Source organism: Deltaproteobacteria bacterium (genome assembly GCA_016210005.1).
GTDB lineage: Bacteria > Desulfobacterota > Binatia > HRBIN30 > JACQVA1 > JACQVA1.
In genome coordinates, this window is record JACQVA010000207.1 from 1 (window position 1) to 19,779 (window position 19,779).

Sequence of the window (19,779 nt, forward strand, 5' to 3'; positions counted from 1 at the left end):
TCCGATGTCGCCTCCCTGCGCCCGGTCCCCGGCCTTTGAGCACCCCGTGCGCTTGCCATCGAACCCCTAATCGCCCTACAATCCCCATAACACGTGGGGGAGCACCGTCAGTGATCAGCGGTTCAGTTCAACGGGGCCTTTCCGCCATCCGGCGGCAACCATCACCCCATCTCGCGCGCCGCCGGAAGTCATCTGGCTCTCGGTCGGGAACGCCGGGACCAACGCAATCAGACAGCTCTCCAAGACAACCGCGCTCGCATAGGGGCATTCATTACGAACGTGGAGGAGAGCTTGCTGATCCTTGAGCTATCCCCCCGCGGCATGCCGTGCAGCGATGTAACCGAATGTGGTTGCCGGGCCCAGGGTCGAGCCTGGACCGGGATAGGTGCGGCCCATCGCCGAGGCCGAACAGTTGCCGATTGCGTATAGGCCGGCGATTACGCTGCCACTCTCGGTGAGCACTTGCGCGTTGGCGTTGGTCTTGAGCCCGCCCTTCGTCCCCAACTCGCCCGGAAACGCCTCGATCGCGTAGAACGGCGGCTTCTCGATTGGTGCCAGGCACGGGTTCGGCGTCACGGTGGCGTCGCCGTAGTAGCGATCGAAGACCGTGTCGCCGCGGTGGAAGTCCGCATCCTTGCCGGTCCGCGCGTACTCGTTGAACTTGGTGATCGTCGACTTCAGCGATGCCGCGTCGATACCGAACAACGCGGCCACGCCCTCGATCGTGTCGGCCTTCTTCAGATACTCCTGCTTGAGCCGCTTGGACAGGCTCCAGTCGGGTTGCACGGAGCCTTGCAGGAACGGACCGCACGGATACTTGTAGCGATAGGTGGCGTCGAAGACCAAGTACGACGGTACGCTCGGGGTGTCGGGCTTGTTGTGCGCGTACATGGCGTTGACGACATCGACGTACGGCAGCGCTTCGTTGACGTAGCGCTCGCCGCGCTTGTTGACCATGATGCTGCCGGGCAGAGACTTCTCGATCACCAACATGCGGGCGCGTGCCTCGCCGGGCACCACCGTCGTCGGCCCCCACCACGCATCGTCCATGAGATCGACGGCGGCGCCGATCTTGATGCCCAGTTCGATCACATCGCCAGTGTTGTCGGGGTTGGCGCAGGTCCATTCAGCGCGCGTCGGATTGGGCAGATACTTCTGCCGCATGGTTTGATTCGACTCGAAACCGCCGGCGCCGAGGATCACGCCCTTGGTGGCACGGATGCGCAGGCGTTGCCCGTTGCGTTCGGCCGCAACGCCGACAACGCGCCCGTCCTGCACGATCAACTCGCGCGCCGGCGTGTGCAGCCACAATGGAATGCCGCGGTCGATCATCGACCGGCGCAGCATGGCGGCGAGCGCGTTGCCCATGGCGAGGCTGCGGTCGCGCTTCGACGTGAGGCGCCAGGGCAGGTCGAGCCAGTACCGGCTCATCAGCTTGGCGGTCAGTGCGATCCAGCCGGGCGCTCGGCAGAACAGCGTCCGCGCTTCCTTGATCGTCATGAAGATGCGCTCGGCGATGAGCGACTGAATGGCGCTCGGGCGCAGCTGGGGAAACTCGCCGCCGAGCTCCTTGGCGTGAATGCGGCAGGGCTCGACGCTGCGTCCGCCGGCACAGTAGCCAGGCGAGCCTGGGTAGTAGTCGGGGTACTCGGTCAGGATGTCGACCTTCACCCGGGTGTGGTCGCACAAGTACTTGAGCATCTCGGGCGCGGTCTTGATGAACGCCTGCAAGCGTTCGTCGGAGACCACTCCGCCGGTGGTCGCCCGCAGATACGCCATGGCGTCCTCGGGCGTGTCGGCGATGCCGGCAGCGGGCATGAGGTGGTTGTTGGGGATCCACAACCCGCCGCCGGACATGGCCGAGGAGCCGCCGTAGTACGCCCCCTTCTCGATCACCAACACCTTCATGCCGCGGTCGTAGGCGGTGATGGCAGCAACCATCGCCCCCGCCCCGGAGCCCACCACGAGTACGTCAACGGTGTCGGTCCAATCCTGCGCAGCCTGCTCGTTCATCGCGCCCCTCACTCGCAGCTACTTGCGAAACGTCGGAATGATGTCCGTGGCGAACCACTCGAGCCAGTCGATGCACTCGTTGAGATCGCGCGTGCCCATGGGCAGATGGACGATCGCGCCGTTCGCGCCCGCGCGCTGCAAGCGGTCGAGCAGCTTCATAACCTCGTCCTTGGTCTTCGGGATGCGAAACCGGCTCAGGTTCAGGCGGTCCTCGGGCGGGAAGTCCGCGAGCAACATCATCAGGGCGAACGGCCCGGTGCGATTCGCCTTCGCGCGCTGCTGGTTGATGTAGGCCATGCAGTCGGGAATCTCTTCCGGCAGCGTTAACCACGGGATCCAGCCGTCGCCGAGCCGTGCGGCGCGGCGCTGGATCGGTTTGGCGTCACCGCCGAGATAGATCGGCGGGTGCGGCTTCTGCGTCGGCTTTGGTTCGAAGATGACGTTCTCGAAGGAGTAGAACTCGCCGCGGTAGCTGGCCAGCTCGCTGCTCCACAGCTCGTGCATGATCTTCAGGTACTCGTCGCTGCGCCGGCCGCGTTCCGCGAACGACACGCCGAGGGCTTGGAACTCCTTCTGCAAGTGGCCGGAGGCCAGGCCGAGTGTCAGGCGCCCGCCGGAGAGCACGTCGACGGTGGCGATCTGCTTCGCGTACATCAACGGATTGTGATACGGAAGCACAGCGATGTAGGTCAGCAGCCGCACGCGGCTGGTGGCGCCGAGCAGTACGCCCGCGGCGCTGACAGCCTCGTAAAAGCGCGGCCCCTGGAACGGCACGACCTCGGGGATCTGCACGATGTGCTCCGACACCCAGAGGTAGTCGAAGCCGACAGCCTCGGCCCTGCGCGCGAACCTTAGGGTGTCGACAGCGGTGACCTGTGCTTCCCATGGGCTGGTGATGGACGGGTAGAGAAAAATCGCCGGAACGCGGATGGCGAACTTCATGACGGCCCCTCTCAGCTCTGCGGGATTTCCCACATCGGCGTCTTCGCCCAGCCGTCTTCGTACGGCGTGTAATACTTGAACTCAAACTTGAGGGAGCTCAGCTTCCACGTGCCGCCGACGCGCCGGAAGCGATCCTGGTAGATGCCCATGACCCAGACGGCTTGGTTCATCGGCTGGATCGTGGTCTGCGCGGTGAGGTACCAAGACCCGGACGCCTCGTCGCCGTGCACCTCGACGACAGGGTTGTGCACCATGTGGGCCATGAAGGACGAGGCGGAGCTGACCAGCTCGCGGAAGAAGTTACCCACGATCTCCTTGCGGCCGTGGTACGAGCCGAAGAAGCCGTAGTCGCAGACCGCGTCGTCGGTGAAGAGGCCCTCTAGCTCGTTCCAGTTGCGCGCATCGACCAGGTGGCAGTATCGGGCCTTCAGCGTCTTGATCGCTTCGAGATCCTGCAACTGGCGCAGCGCGGCGCGCAGCTGGTCAAGGTTTTCCATGTGTGATCCTCCTTTCGTTTCTGCGCCCGCAGTGACGCAGCTTGCGGATTGCACGCCTCCAACAGGCTGGCGTGCTGTGCGTACCAGAAAAACAGCAGTGCCGTCCAGGATGTCCGCCGACGGGCAGCGTGCGACAAGCTTGTAGGTCCCCCTCACGACGCCGTCTGATCAGATCGAGATCGACCGGTCCGGCGTTTGAAACCGTGGCAACAACGGCGCCAAGCCCGCCGGAGTCTGCTCTAAAAGCCCAGTCGGAGGGAGGGCGCCCCGCCCGGTCCCCGGGCTACCCGGCCCGTCCGGGCCGGCACTGAAGCCCCGCCGCCCCGCGTACCATCTGTCGCGTCCTCGTCTCGCGCAACCGCGAGCGGAGTGCGATGTCGTGTTGTTGACAAGAGAGTAGGTGAGGCAGTACTAGAAGCGTTAAACGCGCTCCCGAGGAAGCGATGAACCTTGTTGCACGACCGGTCGTAGTCGTTGCTGTCTTCTATCTCGGCGATGTCGTCTGGCAAGCCATGCCGCGGCCCCACGAGGTCACGAGCGCGGACGCCTTTCTCGATCGGGATGGCGACGGCGTCGCCGACAGCGCGGACAACTGTCCGGACGTGCCGAACATGACCCAGCAGGACACGGACGGTGACGGCCGTGGGGACTGGTGTGACGACGTCTGCAACGCGACGCGCGATCCGCACACCTGCACCGCGCCTCGACCAGGGTGTCCGGCGGGAGCGGTGCCGGTGAGCTGCTACGGATGCTGGAACGGGACGTGCGTCGAGTGGGGCGTTCGTTGCGGGATCGAGGCCTGCGCGCCGATGAATCCACGCTGAATAACGTCGCCGGGAGCGGACGTGCAATCCCGGGCTACAGAGGAGTCGAATCCATGAGCCGACGTCGAACGCCGATGGTATTCTACCTGCTCTGCCTCCTGCCGATCGCCGCGTCCTGTCGCTTGGTGAAGCAGGAGCCGGAGCCGCACGGGCAACGGCTGGAGATAACGGAGGGAATCGCGATCCGGCGGCCGCCGCGATGGCAACCCGCGGCGGTGCGTTACTCGAATGCCACCGAGATCGTCGTCCTGGAACCCGTGAAGGGAACGACAGCGCGTACGTTGATGACGACGGAGACACGCCGGGATCACGACGAGGCGGTTCGGCGGTTGGCTGAGATCGCGAGCGAGCGACCGGAGCGGGGCAGGTTCATCGAGGTGTGTGGGTGGCCCGCATTCGAGCGGCGCTACCGGGAGAATCTCCCGGTCCGCGGTCAAGACCGTCCGGAGTTGGGCAAGGAACAGACCGACTGGGCCACAACGGCGGTCGCGGTCGGGGAACGCGTCGTCCGGCTCGAGACGACGCTCGCTTTCGAGGCAGATCAAAACCTCATTGACGAAGCTCTGGCGATCGGGCGCGGGCTCGTGTGCAGCGCGCGGAGCGTCCCGGACGAGACGCGGCGGCGCCTCGACGATCTCCGGAAGACACCCGAGCCGGAAGACGAGCGCATGGATGCGCTCCCCTTCGATCCGACGCCCGTCAAGTTCCGTGATGAGGGCACGCCGCCCGTGGGGCTGCCCGTCAACGTGCAGAACGGTATCGGCGAGCTCGAGATCGCGGTGTCGAACAACGGACAAAACGTCGTGATCGCCGCCAACCCCGGCTACTCCTTCTCCACGAATGGGGGAGCGACGTTCACGCCCGTCGCGGGCGGGACTCCTGCGAACTTTCCGCGCGACGGCGATCCGTCGCTCGCGGTCGGCGCAAGCGGCAGATTCTATTACGGGTTCATCGGGTTCCCGAACGGCACCCCCGCGGCCGGCGGCGTGACGGGGTGTTCGACCGGCATCAGCTCCGCGACCCCACCAGCGCTGGGTGCGTTCGCATTCCTGAACCACGCGGTCCTCTGTCCACAGAGCGGTGCTGGTCTGTGTTTCCCTGACCAAGAGCACATCGCCGCGGACTCCCAGAACGCCGCGGCCGGGGGCGGCGACCGCGTCTATTCGGTGTGGAGGAATTTCACACCCGCTGGCCCGCCTCCTGCGACGTGCGGGGGCATCGGAAGCGGCTTCGTCACGCCGTCGATCGTCTGCTCCTCGAACGGTGGCGCCGCCTGGACGGCGCCGGCGGCCATCGCCGCGGGTGATTTCCCGAGGACCGCGGTGGCTCCCAACGGTACCGTGTATGTGGTGTACGCCAGCGGCACGAATATCATGGTGAACCGCTACAGCGCGTGTGACGCCGGTCTGACTCAGCAGACCGGTTTTCCCGTCACGGTGGCCGCGGCAGTCCCCAACGTCGTGTGCCCGCTGCCCGGGCTAGATCGCTGCAACGACGGTAACACGCTTTCGAGCCATACTGTCGCGGTGGACGATACGAACTCGAACCACGTGTACGTCGCCTACGCGACCAACACGGCAGTGGGTAACGAAAACGTCGTCGTCCGTGAATCAACGAACGGCGGGGTGACGTGGAGCGCACCAGTCACCGTGCATTCGGCGGCCACTGCCCGCCGCTTCATGCCCTGGGTGTGCAGCGAGGGCGGCAATGCGTTCGTCTCCTGGTACGACCGGCGCGCCGCGACCGCCGCGAACAACGACCGGACCAACTTCTACGTTGCGACTGCCTCGGTCGAAGGTGGAGCGTTGCAAGGTGGGCCGGAGCGCAACGTGACCGGCAATGCCGATCCGCAGTGCGCCAGTGGCTGGCCATGTCAGCCTCGCGCCATGGTGGATTCGGAGAGCTGCTCTGTCCAGCCGCAGGCAGCCGGCCGCTGCAGCGGCTCTGGGGCGCCGTGCGACTTCTCTACCCCGGCTTGCCCCGCGGGCCAAAACTGTCTCATTGGCAATGGATGTCCCAAGTACGGTGACTACAACGGGAGCGGGTGCGGCGGGGGTCGCTTCTACAGCGCGTGGGCATCCGCGACCGCCCCTGTTGGCCTGCCTGCCGCTGCGGGAATCCGAGTGTATTCGTCGGTCCTGGCGGCGTCGGACTTCTACGTGCGCGACTGGACCGACAGCCCCACGAGTGGCGATGACGGCGCCCAGCCGTCGACCCACCCGGTCTTCTATGCGACGAGCGACGTGTGGAATCGACGCGGCCCTTCGCCCGGGACGTTCATGAACGGCCAGCCGCAGAACGAAGACGCCGGCAACGGCGCCGGCAACATCGGCGACAACTGGGCGTTCGCGCGCATCCGCCGAAATTCGGCGCCGACGTCCGGCGACGCGGCGGTGCGAGCACACTTCCTGGTGTCGAAGCTCGGAACTGGCAGCAACTACGTCGACGCCGGGTCTGGTGATCCGGACGTCTCGTCCGCCGCGCCCGATCCCGTGACGATTTTCGACCCGGGCGTCACGGGCCCGATCACGACGGTTGCCTACCCCTGGCACCTGAATGCGGTCAGCTCGATGCACTTGTGTCTCGCGGTCGAGATATCTTCCGTCGGCGATCCGTTCATTGCACCGAGTCTGCTCGGGTTTGCACCTGGGTGGCCCGCCACCGACACCAAGATCCTCAATGACAACAACAAGGCCCAGCGGAACATGGGACTGTCGACGACGCCCGCGAGCGGCGCGTCGGGCAGCGTCGGGTTCTACGCGATCGCCCACAACGCCGCGACCTTTCCGCGCGACATGGAGATCCGCTACCGAACCGACCCGAGGTACCTCGCGGGATTCGAGGGGGCCCGCGTCGAAGTCGTCGGGGAGGATGCCCGCGCGTTCAAGCAGGATGACGTTCTCATCCTGCGCAACATGATGCCGGGAGAAAACCGATGGCTTGGACTGACGTATCGCCCGCCGCCAGGCCGGCGCGGGGATCTCGCGTTGGTACACTTCTACGAGATCGTCGACGGCGAGCCCGTCAACGGCTTCTCGCTCGGAGCGCGGCGCGGTTCGCTGGACGCCGTCATCGCCGACGCACGGCGCCTGGAGAACTCGATCGTGCGACGCGCGGGCGCGTTGCTCGGTCGAGAGCACACGAGCACCCTCGGGCGCGAGGGTGACGCGGTCGGGGCCATCGACGCCAGACGGTACGCCGCCGAGCTTGAGTCACGTGTTCCAGCACTCCGGGAAATCCTCGACGCGACCGTTGGCGGCGCCAAGGACGTGTTCGGGCTCCGCGAACAGCTCGAAGAGGTGCGGCGGGGGGAGGGGAGAACCGAAGATGTCGCGATGGCGCACCTCACGCTGCTCAATCGCCTGGATGCGCAGCTGACTATGCGCGAGCTGGACGACGGCGATGTGGCCGACATCCCGCAGATGGTGCGGTGGCAGCGTCAGCTCTACGGGAGCATCGCCGCGCTCCGCAATCTTCCCTGCGCAAGACCTCTCGTCCGCGAGTCCGGCGCGTTCGTGAAGGCCTACGGCGAGCGGCGCGCGACCGCCGTCGACTATCCGAAGCTCATTCGCGCGCACCGCGCGTGCTACGAGCAGAGCGCGAAGGCGCTCGACGATCGGGCGCCCGGTCTAGAGGCGACGGTGACCCGGCTTGGCGAGGCCGGGCCATCACTCGCCGCGGTCCAGAAGGCCCATCGCGCCATGTTGATCGAGTTGCAGAACGTGGCGACGGTGCCGCGCTAGGTCGACGCACGACGCTCAATTCGAGCGGGCGCGGAACCCAACCCGTCGTTCCGCGTCGTGCCGGCCGCGGAAGTAGCGGGCTTCCCAGCAGCGGCCGTTGCTGAGGAGTTACGCGCGGAGGTTTGCGGGCGTCGTCGCGGGGCGCGTGCCGAGGACCCCCTGGCCCAGCGCGGGAATGACGACGCCGCCGGGGGCAGCGGCGGGCAGGCGGCCGCACCCCTCCATTCGCTTGCCGGTTGAAGGAATCTAATCTTGGGTAAATGCACCCGTTGTGGGCTGTGAGCTGAGGGGCTTGACTCTTTCGCGCCGATAAGACATCCGCAACCGACGCCGCCGCCGGAACGTTCGCACGGGATCGGAGAGGAGAACGCGCATGGCTCGCCCGGATCATTTCGTTGCTCTGACCGAATGCCATTTGCTGAACGAGGCGACGCTGGCGGAGATCGGGTACTTCCCGAACTTCCACCGCTGGTGGCAGAGCGTGGATGCCGTGATGCGGACCTGGGCCGACCGGAACCTGGCCGAGGGCGGCGACATGCCTCGCCCGCGCGCGGCGGAACTGATCAAGTACATGGACCAGGCTGGCGTCGATGTGACCTTTATTCTGCGCGAGCCGGCCATGAACATCAGCGGCTACACGGCGCCGTTGTCGTCTAACGCCTTCATCATGCAGGAGATCGCGCCGTACCCGGAGCGCATGTATCTTGAATGCAACGTCGGCCCGATCCTGCGGCGCGGCGTGCAGCACGCGATCTGGGAGTTGGAGCACCTCGTGAAGAACTGCAACGCCAAGCTGTGCAAGGTCTACGCGCCGGAAGACGACGGGCCGCTGAACGACCCGCGGCTCTGGCCGTTTTACGAGAAGTGCTGCGCGCTGGATATCGCGGTGACGATCCACACCGGCACTGCCTACGTGCTGCCCCATCCCGACGGGCTCACCCGGCCGCTGCTGCTGGACGACATCCTGATCGACTTCCCCGAGCTGAAGGTCATCGCCTATCACATGGGCTGGCCGTACACCGAGGAGCTCATCGGCCTGGCGGGCAAACACAAGAACCTCTATCTAAGCATGTCGGGCATCGTCGGCTGGTACGCCCGCGCACCGCACCGGGGCTATCACGCCATCGGCGAGGCGTTGCAGTGGGCGGGCCCCGACAAGATCGTCATGGGCCTGGACATGCCGTTCGACGAAACCAAGCGGATCGTCGACTTCATTCGCACCCTGCAGATCCCCAAAGAGCTGCGGCAGCAGTGGGGCTATCCCGAGATCACCGATGAGATCCGATCCAAGATCCTCGGTCTCAACCTGGCGAGGCTGGCGAAGATCGAGCCCGCCAAGCGCGTCGCCCCGCCAACGACCGCGACAGCGGCGCTATCCAAGTAGTGTCCGCGCCCGCACGCCCTCACCCAACCTTCTCGCAGAGAAAGCGGAACAGTCCTCGATCCCGGTCGATATCCTTGCCCTCGCTGCACTCGGCCTCTGCCGATGCGCTCAGGTGACGACTTCGCACTCGAGGCCGAGCGACTGGAAGCGATCGACGATCTTCTGCACCCGTTCGGGCGGTGGCGGTTTGAGGTCGCCGGGCTCGTAGGCTCGATCCAGCATGGCGTACTTGTTCATGCCGAAGCGGTGATACGGCAACAAATTCACCGGCACGTGCGCGCCCAGCTTACGAATGAAGCCGGCAATCGCGCTGACGTTCTCCTCCGAGTCGGTGTAGCCGGGAATCAGCGGCATGCGCGCGATCATCCGAATGCCGCGACTGACGACGTACTTGGCGTTCGCGAAAATCTGCTGGTTCGAGCGCCCGGCAATCGCCGTGTGGGCAGCGCGGTCGTGGATCTTGAGGTCGAACAGCACCAGGTCGGTGTAATCGAGCACGCGCTCGAGCGCCCGCTTCGGCGCCGCCCCGCAGGTATCCAGCGTGGTATGGAACCCGGCCTCGTGACAGCGCTTGAACAACGCGGCCACGAAGCGCGCCTGGGCCAGCGGCTCGCCGCCGGAGCAAGTAACGCCGCCGCCCGAGTTGCGATAGTACGCCTGGTCCTTCTTGATTTCTTCCAACACCTCGTCGAGCGTGCGTTGGTCGCCGAGCACCCGCAGGGCGCGCGGCCCGCACACCTCGACGCACTTGGCGCAGTTGTCGCACAGCCTGCGGTCGATGATGACGCCGCCGGCGGAGTTGAGGGCGATCGCCTTGCGGTCGCAGACCTCGACGCAGCGGTTGCAGTGATCGCACAGCGGATCGCTGTGCCCGACTTCGGCGATGCTCAGCTGTGATTCCGGGTTGGCGCACCAGGGGCAGAGCAACGGGCAGCCCTTGAGAAAAACCGTCGTACGAATCCCCGGGCCGTCCTCGGTGCTGAAGCGCTGGATGTTGAAGATGCGGCCGGTGACGACGCGATCTTCGAGGTCTTCGGTGAACAGTCCGTCAACCACGCGCGGGGATGGGCTGGCGGAACCGATTGGCTCCGTCGGTTGAGCGCCAGACAGTCGATACGGGCTGGTCCCCACGCTCATGGTTGTATCTCGGGTTGGGTTTGTCGCCAAGACGCGCAGGGGCGGCCGCCGGCCGCCCCTGCGGTACGCTCACAGCACCTGTTCGGTGCGGCTGATGATCTCGTCCTGGACGGCCGGCGTCAGCTCGACCCAGAAGGCGCTGTAGCCGGCCACGCGCACCACCAGGTTGCGGTACTGCTCGGGGTGTTTCTTCGCTTCCAGCAGCGTCGCCTTGTCCAGAATGTTGAACTGGACGTGGAAGCCGCCCTTGTCGAAGTACGTTCCCATCAGCTCGGCGAACTTGTGCGCGCCCTCCTTCTTCTTGAGCATGCCGGGCGCGAACTTCATGTTCAGCAGCGGGCCTTCGATGAACATGTTGTCGAGCTTGGTGACCGAGTTCATCGTTGCCGTCGGGCCTTTCACATCGCAACCTTGCTGCGGCGAGGCGGAGGCGTCGGCCAGCGAGGTGCCGGCCTTGCGCCCGTTGGGCAGCGCGCCGGTGGCCTTGCCGGCCCAGGTCGACCAGGCCGCGCCCTGGCGGAACATGGTGAAGCGCCGTCCAAACCCGTCGCGGTACGACTGGCACTTGTCGATGGTGTACTTCCACATCTTCACGTGCAGCGAATCGGGCTCGTCCTCGTCGTTGCCGTACTTCGGCGCCGCCAGCAGCGCGCGCCGCAGCGCTTCGTGCCCTTCGAAGTCGGCCTTCAGCGCCTCGAGCACGTCGGCCATGGTGGCCTTCTTGTCCTCGAACACCACCTTCTTGATCGCGATCAGCGAATCGCTGGCGTCCTGCAAGCCGCGATCGACGAAGCACCACGCCTCGAGCTGCTGGTAACGGCCGCCGCCGCGGGTGGCGTCCTTGCCCTCGCCGACGCAGTCCTGCAGGAAGGCGGAGATGAACGGGAAGTAGTTCGAGTCCTCGTAGTACACCTTCTCGATGGCGCGGAAGTTGTTCAGGCTGTACTCGTAGAAGTGATCCACCTGCTTGCGGTAAGCGTCGTAGAGCTCGTCCCAGGTTTGGAAGCCGCGCGGATCACCGGTTTCGATCCCGAGCTTGACGCCGGTGTGGGGATCGACGCCGTTATTCAGCGTGATCTCGATCAACTTGGCGTGATTGACAAACGAGACCACGGCGTTGCGCACCCAGGCGAAGCTCTTCGGGTACGAGGTATTGATGCAGCCGGCCATCGCCCAGTCGCGGGCATCGTCCCACTGCACGCCGCGATCGAGCAGGTACTCGGTGCCGAGGCGATCGTTGAACCAGGCGGGAATGCCGGCGCCGTGATCGCGGTTGCACTCGATGCCTTTCTGCAGCAGCTCGGGCGCCATGGCGCGGTGGTAGCGGATGGAGATGTGGGGCTGATGCGTCTTGAGCTGCTTGGCCACCTGCAGGATCAGGCACGACAGCTCGTTGGCGCCGTCGCGCCCATCGCGGCCCTGTCCACCGAGAGTGACATTGGCGAAGTAGTTCGACTGGGCGATCTCCTGATGGAACCGCTTGCCGAGCAGGCCCATGAACATGAACGGCTCCATCGAGGTCCACTTCATGAACATGCAGCCCATCAGCTCGGCCGCCTCCTGGCGGGTGATGCGGCCCTCGTTGATGTCGCGGGCGTAGTACGGCCACATGTACTGGTCGAAGCGGCCGATGAAGGCGTTGGTGTTGGCCTTCTCGATGTCGTGCCCGACGGCGATGAACCAGTAGGTCTGCAGCGCCTCATGGAAGCTGCGGGCCGGATTTGCCGGCGCCCACTCGCAGGCCTCGGCGATCCGCTCCAGGTCGCGCTTGCGCTCCGCGTTCTGCTCCGTTGCCGCCAGCTCGCGGGCGCGGGCGGCATAGCGGCGCGCGTGGGCGATCATCGCCTCGACCACGATGATCACGGATTCCAGCCACTCGATCTTCTCGTTGTCCTCGTCGCTCAGCCCGCTACCATTCACGCTGGCCTTGATGCGCGCGATGTGGTCTTGGGCTTCGCGGATAACGCCGTTGAAGCCGATGGCCAGCACCTTGTCGTAGTCCGCGCCCGGCGTGAAGCACATCGGCGTGTACGGCTGGCACATGCCCATGCGGGCCTCGCCGACCTTCTTCCACAGCCCGCCGTCCAGCGCCGTGATGATCTCCTCGGCGCGCTTGGCGACGTACTTGTCCTTCCAGTAATCGCAGGCGGCCAGCAGCCGGGCCTTGTCTTCCGGCTCCAGCACTGCCTCGGTGGTGGGCGACGCGGTTGTTGGCGGCTCGTGCTGATTCAAGATCCACGCGAGGTTGAGCGGCGCCAGCTCGACGTTCGGCAGCGCGCCGCGCAGGTAGCGCGTCGAGCCCCCGACCAGCAGCTCGTTGTCGCGGATCGCGATGGTCATGTTCAGGAGGACATTGGCGAAAGCCTTTGCCCGCCGCTTGGAGGGATGCTCGCCGTCGGTCTGCTTGTACGACTCGAGCATGAGCCAGGCGCGCTCGCCGTCCACGCTCGGCCGGGCGTCGAAGTACGCCTGTCGCAATTGCTCGATCCTGGGGCTCAACGCGTTGAGCTTGTCGATTTCATCGAGCGGTATCCGCTCCCGGACCGCGGGCGGTTCTTTGCGCGTTGTCGGGGTGCGGTCGGGGAGAACCTTCGGAGCAATCGATTGTGCGACAGCGGTTTCCATCATCCAGATCCTTTCGACGGCGCCAACGCCGCGGCAGTGCTCGTGCGAGGCGCTTAGCCAGCGACCGGATTAGAGCACTTCTTCCCTGCCGCCGTCCAAGACAATGTTCTCATGGAATCCATACAAATCGGGTATGCAGTCCCCTCTGGAGTGCGGCGGCTCGCCGCTTTCGCGCGGGCCAAGCGACTTGCAGACCACCCCACAACCCCGGCCCAAGCGGGAGCAAGCTCCCGCACTCCAAAGTGAGCTGACGATGGCGCGCAGGCACCAACGCCGTTGCGGTGGACGCCGTCGTTCACGAGGACAAGCGCAAGAACATCCGACCGAAGAGCAGCGCTCCTTCGTGACCGCGGCCGGATTGCCAGGCGAAGTCCGGCACAGTAAGGGGAGTACTGGTTAGGACGCGCTGCTCACCGCGGCAGCGCACCTTGTCGACCGACGCTTATGGCCTGGCCCAGGGAACAGACTCCACCGCGCCAACATAGCCGCCCCGTTGTAACCGATTGCTGTACACTCCTCTGAAGCCGAACAGACTCAGCAAGCTCATTTCGAGGTACCAGAGCCCAAGTCGCCAGGCGTCCTCGCGCACTTCAAAGGCGCTTAGAGACCTTGCCTTGTTGAGCTTCTCCTTGAACTCCTCGCTCCGCTTTGGGTGCACGAGGCTGTTCCTCACGAAGGCGAACCGCTCGGGGCCGTCGGATGGTTTATCGAAGGGTAGCGCCGCGACATTGGGGAGCAGCGGTGGAACCGCCGTCGGAATACCCAGGCACGTGAGGAGTCCCCTGAGCTTCTGAGCAGCAGAGAGGGACCTGTCGAACGGTTTCTCGGGGGTGCCTTGACCCACAACGAAGTGCATCCACGACAGCAGTTCCAGTGCGACCTGTGTGCTGACAATGCTGCCTTCGAGCGAGCCTGCGTTCACGTTTGCTTCGACGTACCAGTGGATCGCAAGCCTGATAGCCTCCCTCCAGTTGGGATCGGTCCATTTGGCCATAAATCCCGGGAAAGCCCCAGCTAACGACTCCGGATGGTGCACGTCGGTCCAAGACAGAACGGCACGATGAGGAGTGGCCCGCCCAGCGGCCCACTCGGACCAGACTCGGTAACCGCCCGCGTCGTACGCTACGCGCAAGATCCCGGGACTCCAGAAGCCGCGGGCGAATGACAGGAAGTAGTTCAGGCCGCCCAGGAAGTCGTCCGCCTCAGTGATCGGGAAGGAGCCACCGTCCGACCGCTCGACGCTCGCGAGGTGAGTTATTGCGTAGCCGTTCTGTGCGCAGGTTGCCTCCTGAAGCTGCTCGAATCCTCGCACGGCATCCATCGTGACTTTCCATCCCTCGGCTTCCAAGACCAGTCTGTCACTCGACGAGGTCACGGACTTCGGCGTGACGCGCCTTACCGGAGTACCGATGAACTCACGAAAGTTGACGAAGTGGATGAGAAGTCGGCGAAGGCCGTTCCCAGAACCGTGGCGTACAGGGTGGAATATGTTTCCAGCAATCCGGGTACTCGCAGCCCCACGGAAGTGGTCGATGTTCGCCGGGACGCAAAGATTGATCGTTGGCCCATTGATGATCGCTGGCCCCGTGCTGAGGAATGGCGAAGCGGCCTGCGTTGTGACGGTGAATCCAATGCGAGGAAACGGGAGCCATTCGAGCCGGATCGTGCCATTCCCCTCCACGCAATTCTTACCTTGAGTGATCTGAAGGGGACCTTCGTGCAGCTTGATGGATTGGTTCGGTCGCCGGGTGCGGTACACGGGGGCCAGCGGTCGCGGCACGCCACGTAGTTTCTTCAGGGTCTCGCGTCGCACCGCATTGCGCGACCCGCGGCCGTCCTTCATTCCGGTTCCTTGGTGGGCATGAGTACCGTAAAGCCCTCTTGGGCAAAGTGGTGGTCGTTGGCCAGCACCTCCGTCACGGATTCCAACGACATCGCGTTCATCGACACGCAGTCCGTAAGGCTGTACTGCTTGTCGAGGCGTTGCCCATACAGATCCACACCTCGGAGGAAGGAATCGCGCGACTGGGGTAGGACTCTCACGTTGGGATTCTCCATGATCGCACGCACCATGCGCACCGCTTGCCGGCGAAGCTGCTCGCCGCCCGCGGCGAGGCTCGTCAAGAACTCGGTGAGCACCTCGTCAGTCGTCACGATGATGGCTGGCCCCAAAGCCGCGCGTGCTCGCTTGGCGGCATCCGCCCATTGATCGCCCGGTCGGACGATGGCAACCCAGTAGAGTGTGTCCGCGAACACCAGCCTCATTGCCGAGGCCAGCCATAGAGATAGTGGTCCAGGTTATCGCTAAGGTCGTTTGGTAGCTTGCTCCACTCCTCGGGGGGAACCTCTGCAGCCAATCCAGCAAGCACGTCTTCAACGGGAGGCGCAGCGCTGTCATAGCTCGGCTCACTGATCGGCTGCGGATGTAGTTGGTCCACGCGCGTGATCCGCAAGACCTTGCCCTGCGCCGACACCTCTCCGCTTCCCGTTACCCGGAGCCGACGAGTCCTGTGACCCTTCAGGGCATCTGTAACCTGTTCCTCTTGATCCGGGAAAAAGGGAACCGTGACGCTGGTCCGTTCGTCCAGCCACAGCTGAAACCGTCGCTGGCGGACGTCGGCTTCGAGCACTTCGCCGGTTACATCGATGAAGCTTTCGTGCTCAGGTTCGGCGAAGCTGGCCAAGCGGGATCGCGACACGGCTGTGAACCGCGTCGGTTCTCTACCGCGCGCCGTAATCTCGACGCTCTCGTCGTCAGTGAGTCCCTGTCCCCACTTTAGGTATTCGGGGATCAGCGACCGGGGAAACTTGTCGGGGAGCGGCGCATCTCGATCGAGCGCGCGAACGACATCCCAAGCCAGCGCAATTGCCTCGTCGACCTCCGTTGGCTCACGCTCATACAGTTCGTACTGAGGTTCGTCGATCAGCACTTCCAGCGGTGCCACCGCACTGCCTTCTTCGATTCGCCGCAGGCACAAGCGAGTACGGTCTTCGAACCGTTTCGGAAGTCTCTCACGATCCGGATTGGCCGTTCGCCACAGTGCCTTGGCGGTTTCGGCGACCATCCGCTGGAACTGGGTCAACTCGGCCAGAGCCGTGAGATCCAGCGCATGATCGCGAAACCGGTCCCCCTTGAAGGTCAGCCGGACGACCTCTTTCCATTGGCCAGCCATGTCTCCCTTCCGCTCTAGCGCCTGCCTTGGCTATTGCCAGCAACAAGCTACGACCATAGCGAAGTCCTTACGTACCTTGCAACAACCCGCAAGGGTCGGGAAAGGGTCCGGGGGAAACCCCTCACGCTGATCACTGTTCAACTAGGCCGCCACGCCTACTTCGCCGGCACCGACGAGCCCTACGACAAACTCAAGATTGCTGTAGACCCCGCTGAAGCCGACCAGCCTAAGCAAGCTTAGTTCGAGGTACCAGAGTCCAAGTCGCCAGGCTCCGCTCAACGGCAGGCGATTGGTCTTCGGCATCGCTCCAGGAGATGTCTCCGGTGATTTGTTTCGTCTCGTCGGCTGGGAGTGCTTCGAATTCGGCCCGCGTCATGGTTTACATTATCGCCCGTCTGGGAGCCTGACTGCAACCGCCGCCAGCTTGCTACCGGGCGACTCGCTACTGTGAGGCGTGCGCGTCCTCCGCCTCTTGGAGAGGGGGAATCTCGCCGACGTGGCCCCCGCCACCGGCAAGGTCGCCATCAGTGCGATCAACCACTGCGGGGATGATGCGCCCAAGGGTCCCCTTGGGTGTCCCGGGGCAGCATGCTACTAGCGTTGCCCGACATGCCCGTTGCGAATGCGAAACAGCCGCGTTGGATATCGCCTGGGGTGCGATCCGCGCTCGCGGGTTGAGCGGTGACGGGTTGGTCGGTGGGATCGGAGGAGCGCTATGGAGCTACGGGTCATTGGCGCTGGACTGGGGCGCACCGGGACGATGTCACTCAAGCTCGCGCTGGAGCAGCTGCTGGGTGCGCGCTGCTACCACATGATCGAGGTGTTCGCGCACCCGGAACACGTGCCGGCGTGGCACGCGGCGGCTCGGGGTACGATGCCCGACTGGCGGGCACTGCTGGCGGACTACGCGGCCACCGTCGATTGGCCGGCAGCGTCGTTCTGGCCCGAGCTGAGCGCCGCGTTTCCCGAGGCGCTGGTGCTGCTGTCCGCGCGCGATCCCCAGGCGTGGTGGCAAAGCGCGAGTGAGACAATTTTCCCGGTGAGCGTGCGCGAGACCGGCCCGTGGCGGAACATGATCGATGCCGTCTTCAGTACCCGCTTCACCCTGGCATTGAACGATCGCGCCGCTGCCATCGCCGCCTACGAGCGTCATTACGCCGCAGTGCGGGCAGCGGTCCCGTCCCACCGCCTGATCGAGTGGCAACCGGGAGATGGTTGGCTGCCGCTGTGCACCGCGCTCGGCGTGCCGGTGCCCGAGGAGCCGTTTCCGCGCGTGAACACCCGCGCCGAGTGGCAGGCCGGACACGGTGGTGCCGGCGGCGAGTGAGGCGTGGCTCGCCCCGCGTTGATTAAGTCGATGGATTGGTTCTAAGAACGGAGGCGAAGAACAGGTTCGGCTATGGCGCAGATGCAGCGTGCAGCGACGGCGGCCACGGATCCCCCGGAGACCATCGCCATTCGTGAGGGTGAAGATTTCGATCACGCGCGGCTGGCGGAGTACTTGAAAGGCCGTGTGCCTGAATCCGAGCGCGAGCTGGAAGTCGTCCAGTTCGCCGGCGGTCACGCCAACCTGACGTACCTGCTGCGCTACGGCGAGGTGGAGTACGTCTTGCGCCGACCGCCGCTTGGGCCGGTGGCGCCCGGTGCGCACGACATGGGCCGCGAGTACCGCGTGCTCTCGGTACTGTACCGGGGCTACCGCTACGCCCCGCGTGCGTACGTCTATTGCGAGGATCCGACGATCATTGGTGCGCCCTTCTTCATCATGGAGCGGCGTCGCGGCATTGTCGTGCGCCGAGCGATTCCGTCACAGTTCGGCGGCGGCGAGGATGCGGTGATCAACCGGCGGATCAGCGAGGTGGTCATCGACGCGCTGGCCGACCTGCACAGCACCGACGCGGCGGCGGTCGGGCTGCACACGCTGGGAAATCCGGAAGGCTTCATGCGCCGGCAGATCGACGGCTGGATGAGGCGTTACGAGCGCGCCAAGACGAAGGAGGTGCCACTGGCCGACGAGATGTCGCGCTGGCTAGGCGAGCACCTGCCGCCATCACCGGCGCCGGCGCTGCTGCACAACGACTGGCGGCTCGATAACATGATGCTCGATGCGCAAGACCCGGGTCGCTGCGAAGCGGTGTTCGACTGGGACATGTGCACGATGGGCGACCCGCTCGCCGACCTCGGCACGCTGCTGGTGGCGTGGCTGGAAGCCGATGACCCAATCCCCGACCCCGGCCAGGTTGTGATGCCGTCGATGGTGCCGGGTTTCATGACGCGGGGTGAAGCGGTGGAACGTTACTGCCGCCGCCGCGGCATCGACGTCGCCAACGTGCCCTACTACTACGTCTTCGGCTTGTTCAAGATGGCGGTGGTGCTACAGCAAATCTTTCACCGCTATCACCTGGGTCAGACCAAGGACGAGCGCTTCCGCGTCTTCGAACAGGGCGCCGAGGTGTTGTTCTGGCGCTCGCAAGAAGTCAGCCGCACGCTCTCCGTGTAGCCCGCGTCGCGCCGCCCAAGCGGAGCCGCAGAGCAAAGGTGGCCCCGGCGGCGCTTACGGCGCCGTTTGTGCCAGTGCCCGCGGTTGGTAGATCGCCGTGTGACGAATGCGCTGGAGCGGGCGGTGCGGTTCGGCGGCAACCAGGACGTCGATCACCACGAACTGGTGCCCGTTGCGTTCGTAGCATTCGAGCACGCGGCTGCGCGCACTGACGCTGTCACCGTAGTGCGCCAGCGAGTAGTGCGTGACCTCACTAGCGGTGTGAATCCAGGGGCCGAGCTTGACGTTCTGCACCAGGACCTGATTGGCGAGACCGAGCAGCAGCGCCGGATGGGCTACGCCGTCGGGGCCGCGGTAGAGCGCGAGATCGTCGCGGACACTGCCGGCGAAAGCGGCGCACTGCACCGCGTCGAGTTCAAGCATGACGGTGCCGAGCACCTTGCCCGGAGCGAGCGCGACCGCCGAGGCTGGTGGCCGCTCGCTGGGCAATGCCGCAAGCGGGTAGTGCTCGAGTCCGGGCGGCGGTACGGCGGTGGCCGCAAATGCGGCCGTAGCGCGAGCGCAAACAGTGGCGTCGGGCCGCTCGGCTGTAAGTTCGAAGGTGATCGGTTCGCCGGGGTGGCGCGTCAGCGGCAACGCCTGGACGGTGATTTCCTCGTCCTCGTAGCAAGGTTGCAGCAAGCGCACGCTGGCGCTGCCGCGAGCTAGCCACGCCAGCCCAAAGTGCGCCACCAGCGGTCGGGTGAGATAGCCGTAGACGCAAATGCCAGGCACCAAACCGCCGGAGAAGCCGTATTGCCTGGCCACGGCGTTATCGTGAATCTTGTTCTCGGCGTGCGCGGCGATGTTGTGCGCGCGCACACAGTAGGTGGCCAGCGGCGCGGCCAGCGAAAGGTTGACGGTCTTGGTCATTGTGCATCCGGGCGCCGCGGCGCCCGGCG

15 protein-coding genes are annotated in these 19,779 nt (G+C 65.1%); 5 read left to right on the top strand and 10 right to left on the bottom strand.

What is annotated here, in order from left to right:
- Window positions 1-306: 306 nt before the first annotated feature.
- Genes HY699_20165 through HY699_20175 form a run of 3 tightly spaced genes read right to left on the bottom strand, consistent with a single transcriptional unit; the run spans window position 307 to window position 3,452 of the window.
- The gene (locus tag HY699_20165) at window positions 307-2,013 is read right to left on the bottom strand and encodes an FAD-dependent oxidoreductase (protein ID MBI4518124.1); all 1,707 of its coding nucleotides are present in this window, start codon (window positions 2,011-2,013) and stop codon (window positions 307-309) included.
- 18 nt (window positions 2,014-2,031) lie between these two features.
- Entirely contained in the window at window positions 2,032-2,955 is a 924-nt protein-coding gene (locus HY699_20170; protein ID MBI4518125.1) for a TIGR03619 family F420-dependent LLM class oxidoreductase, read from the bottom strand.
- An 11-nt stretch (window positions 2,956-2,966) separates the two neighbouring features.
- Window positions 2,967-3,452, bottom strand: coding sequence for a nuclear transport factor 2 family protein (locus tag HY699_20175; GenBank protein ID MBI4518126.1), 486 nt, complete (start codon window positions 3,450-3,452; stop codon window positions 2,967-2,969).
- A gap of 443 nt (window positions 3,453-3,895) precedes the next feature.
- On the opposite strand from HY699_20175, the gene HY699_20180 reads away from it, so the two are divergent.
- The 3 genes from HY699_20180 to HY699_20190 all read left to right on the top strand — a co-directional run bounded on the left by HY699_20180 (window position 3,896) and on the right by HY699_20190 (window position 9,403).
- On the top strand, window positions 3,896-4,276 hold the full coding sequence (locus HY699_20180) for a thrombospondin type 3 repeat-containing protein (GenBank protein ID MBI4518127.1): 381 nt from the start codon (window positions 3,896-3,898) through the stop codon (window positions 4,274-4,276).
- 53 nt (window positions 4,277-4,329) lie between these two features.
- A complete protein-coding gene (locus HY699_20185; protein ID MBI4518128.1) occupies window positions 4,330-8,019 on the top strand; it encodes a hypothetical protein in 3,690 nt (1,229 codons plus the stop codon).
- Window positions 8,020-8,392: 373 nt separating this feature from the next.
- Window positions 8,393-9,403 (top strand): amidohydrolase, encoded by a 1,011-nt coding sequence (locus HY699_20190; GenBank protein MBI4518129.1) that lies wholly within the window; start codon window positions 8,393-8,395, stop codon window positions 9,401-9,403.
- Between the two features lie 108 nt (window positions 9,404-9,511).
- On the opposite strand, the gene HY699_20195 is transcribed toward HY699_20190, so the two are convergent.
- The 6 genes from HY699_20195 to HY699_20220 form a co-directional block, all read right to left on the bottom strand.
- On the bottom strand, window positions 9,512-10,459 hold the full coding sequence (locus HY699_20195; protein MBI4518130.1) for a glycyl-radical enzyme activating protein: 948 nt from the start codon (window positions 10,457-10,459) through the stop codon (window positions 9,512-9,514).
- Between the two features lie 150 nt (window positions 10,460-10,609).
- Entirely contained in the window at window positions 10,610-13,168 is a 2,559-nt protein-coding gene (locus HY699_20200; protein MBI4518131.1) for a hypothetical protein, read from the bottom strand.
- A 439-nt stretch (window positions 13,169-13,607) separates the two neighbouring features.
- Window positions 13,608-15,008, bottom strand: a complete 1,401-nt coding sequence (locus HY699_20205; protein MBI4518132.1) for a hypothetical protein — start codon at window positions 15,006-15,008, stop codon at window positions 13,608-13,610.
- Window positions 15,005-15,430: a nucleic acid-binding protein gene (locus HY699_20210; GenBank protein ID MBI4518133.1), complete on the bottom strand. Its 426-nt coding sequence runs from the start codon at window positions 15,428-15,430 to the stop codon at window positions 15,005-15,007. The genes HY699_20205 and HY699_20210 overlap by 4 nt, the downstream gene beginning before the upstream one ends.
- Window positions 15,427-16,338: a hypothetical protein gene (locus HY699_20215; GenBank protein ID MBI4518134.1), complete on the bottom strand. Its 912-nt coding sequence runs from the start codon at window positions 16,336-16,338 to the stop codon at window positions 15,427-15,429. The genes HY699_20210 and HY699_20215 overlap by 4 nt, the downstream gene beginning before the upstream one ends.
- Before the next feature lie 141 nt (window positions 16,339-16,479).
- A complete protein-coding gene (locus tag HY699_20220) occupies window positions 16,480-16,641 on the bottom strand; it encodes a hypothetical protein (GenBank protein ID MBI4518135.1) in 162 nt (53 codons plus the stop codon).
- A gap of 412 nt (window positions 16,642-17,053) precedes the next feature.
- On the opposite strand from HY699_20220, the gene HY699_20225 reads away from it, so the two are divergent.
- Both HY699_20225 and HY699_20230 read left to right on the top strand, forming a co-directional pair.
- Window positions 17,054-17,665, top strand: a complete 612-nt coding sequence (locus tag HY699_20225) for a sulfotransferase family protein (GenBank protein MBI4518136.1) — start codon at window positions 17,054-17,056, stop codon at window positions 17,663-17,665.
- An 81-nt stretch (window positions 17,666-17,746) separates the two neighbouring features.
- On the top strand, window positions 17,747-18,838 hold the full coding sequence (locus HY699_20230; GenBank protein ID MBI4518137.1) for a phosphotransferase family protein: 1,092 nt from the start codon (window positions 17,747-17,749) through the stop codon (window positions 18,836-18,838).
- Window positions 18,839-18,892: 54 nt separating this feature from the next.
- On the opposite strand, the gene HY699_20235 is transcribed toward HY699_20230, so the two are convergent.
- Window positions 18,893-19,750 (bottom strand): hypothetical protein, encoded by an 858-nt coding sequence (locus tag HY699_20235; protein ID MBI4518138.1) that lies wholly within the window; start codon window positions 19,748-19,750, stop codon window positions 18,893-18,895.
- Between the last annotated feature and the right edge of the window lie 29 nt (window positions 19,751-19,779).

Bases quoted from the DNA above. Each gene is read 5' to 3' on its own strand.
- HY699_20205 (MBI4518132.1), bottom strand. From the start codon at position 15,008: ATGAAGGACGGCCGCGGGTCGCGCAATGCGGTGCGACGCGAGACCCTG.
- HY699_20235 (MBI4518138.1), bottom strand. From the start codon at position 19,750: ATGACCAAGACCGTCAACCTTTCGCTGGCCGCGCCGCTGGCCACCTAC.
- HY699_20230 (MBI4518137.1), top strand. From the start codon at position 17,747: ATGCAGCGTGCAGCGACGGCGGCCACGGATCCCCCGGAGACCATCGCC.
- HY699_20170 (MBI4518125.1), bottom strand. From the start codon at position 2,955: ATGAAGTTCGCCATCCGCGTTCCGGCGATTTTTCTCTACCCGTCCATC.
- HY699_20200 (MBI4518131.1), bottom strand. From the start codon at position 13,168: ATGATGGAAACCGCTGTCGCACAATCGATTGCTCCGAAGGTTCTCCCC.
- HY699_20220 (MBI4518135.1), bottom strand. From the start codon at position 16,641: ATGCCGAAGACCAATCGCCTGCCGTTGAGCGGAGCCTGGCGACTTGGA.
- HY699_20185 (MBI4518128.1), top strand. From the start codon at position 4,330: ATGAGCCGACGTCGAACGCCGATGGTATTCTACCTGCTCTGCCTCCTG.
- HY699_20215 (MBI4518134.1), bottom strand. From the start codon at position 16,338: ATGGCTGGCCAATGGAAAGAGGTCGTCCGGCTGACCTTCAAGGGGGAC.
- HY699_20210 (MBI4518133.1), bottom strand. From the start codon at position 15,430: ATGAGGCTGGTGTTCGCGGACACACTCTACTGGGTTGCCATCGTCCGA.
- HY699_20180 (MBI4518127.1), top strand. From the start codon at position 3,896: ATGAACCTTGTTGCACGACCGGTCGTAGTCGTTGCTGTCTTCTATCTC.
- HY699_20190 (MBI4518129.1), top strand. From the start codon at position 8,393: ATGGCTCGCCCGGATCATTTCGTTGCTCTGACCGAATGCCATTTGCTG.
- HY699_20165 (MBI4518124.1), bottom strand. From the start codon at position 2,013: ATGAACGAGCAGGCTGCGCAGGATTGGACCGACACCGTTGACGTACTC.
- HY699_20225 (MBI4518136.1), top strand. From the start codon at position 17,054: ATGGAGCTACGGGTCATTGGCGCTGGACTGGGGCGCACCGGGACGATG.
- HY699_20175 (MBI4518126.1), bottom strand. From the start codon at position 3,452: ATGGAAAACCTTGACCAGCTGCGCGCCGCGCTGCGCCAGTTGCAGGAT.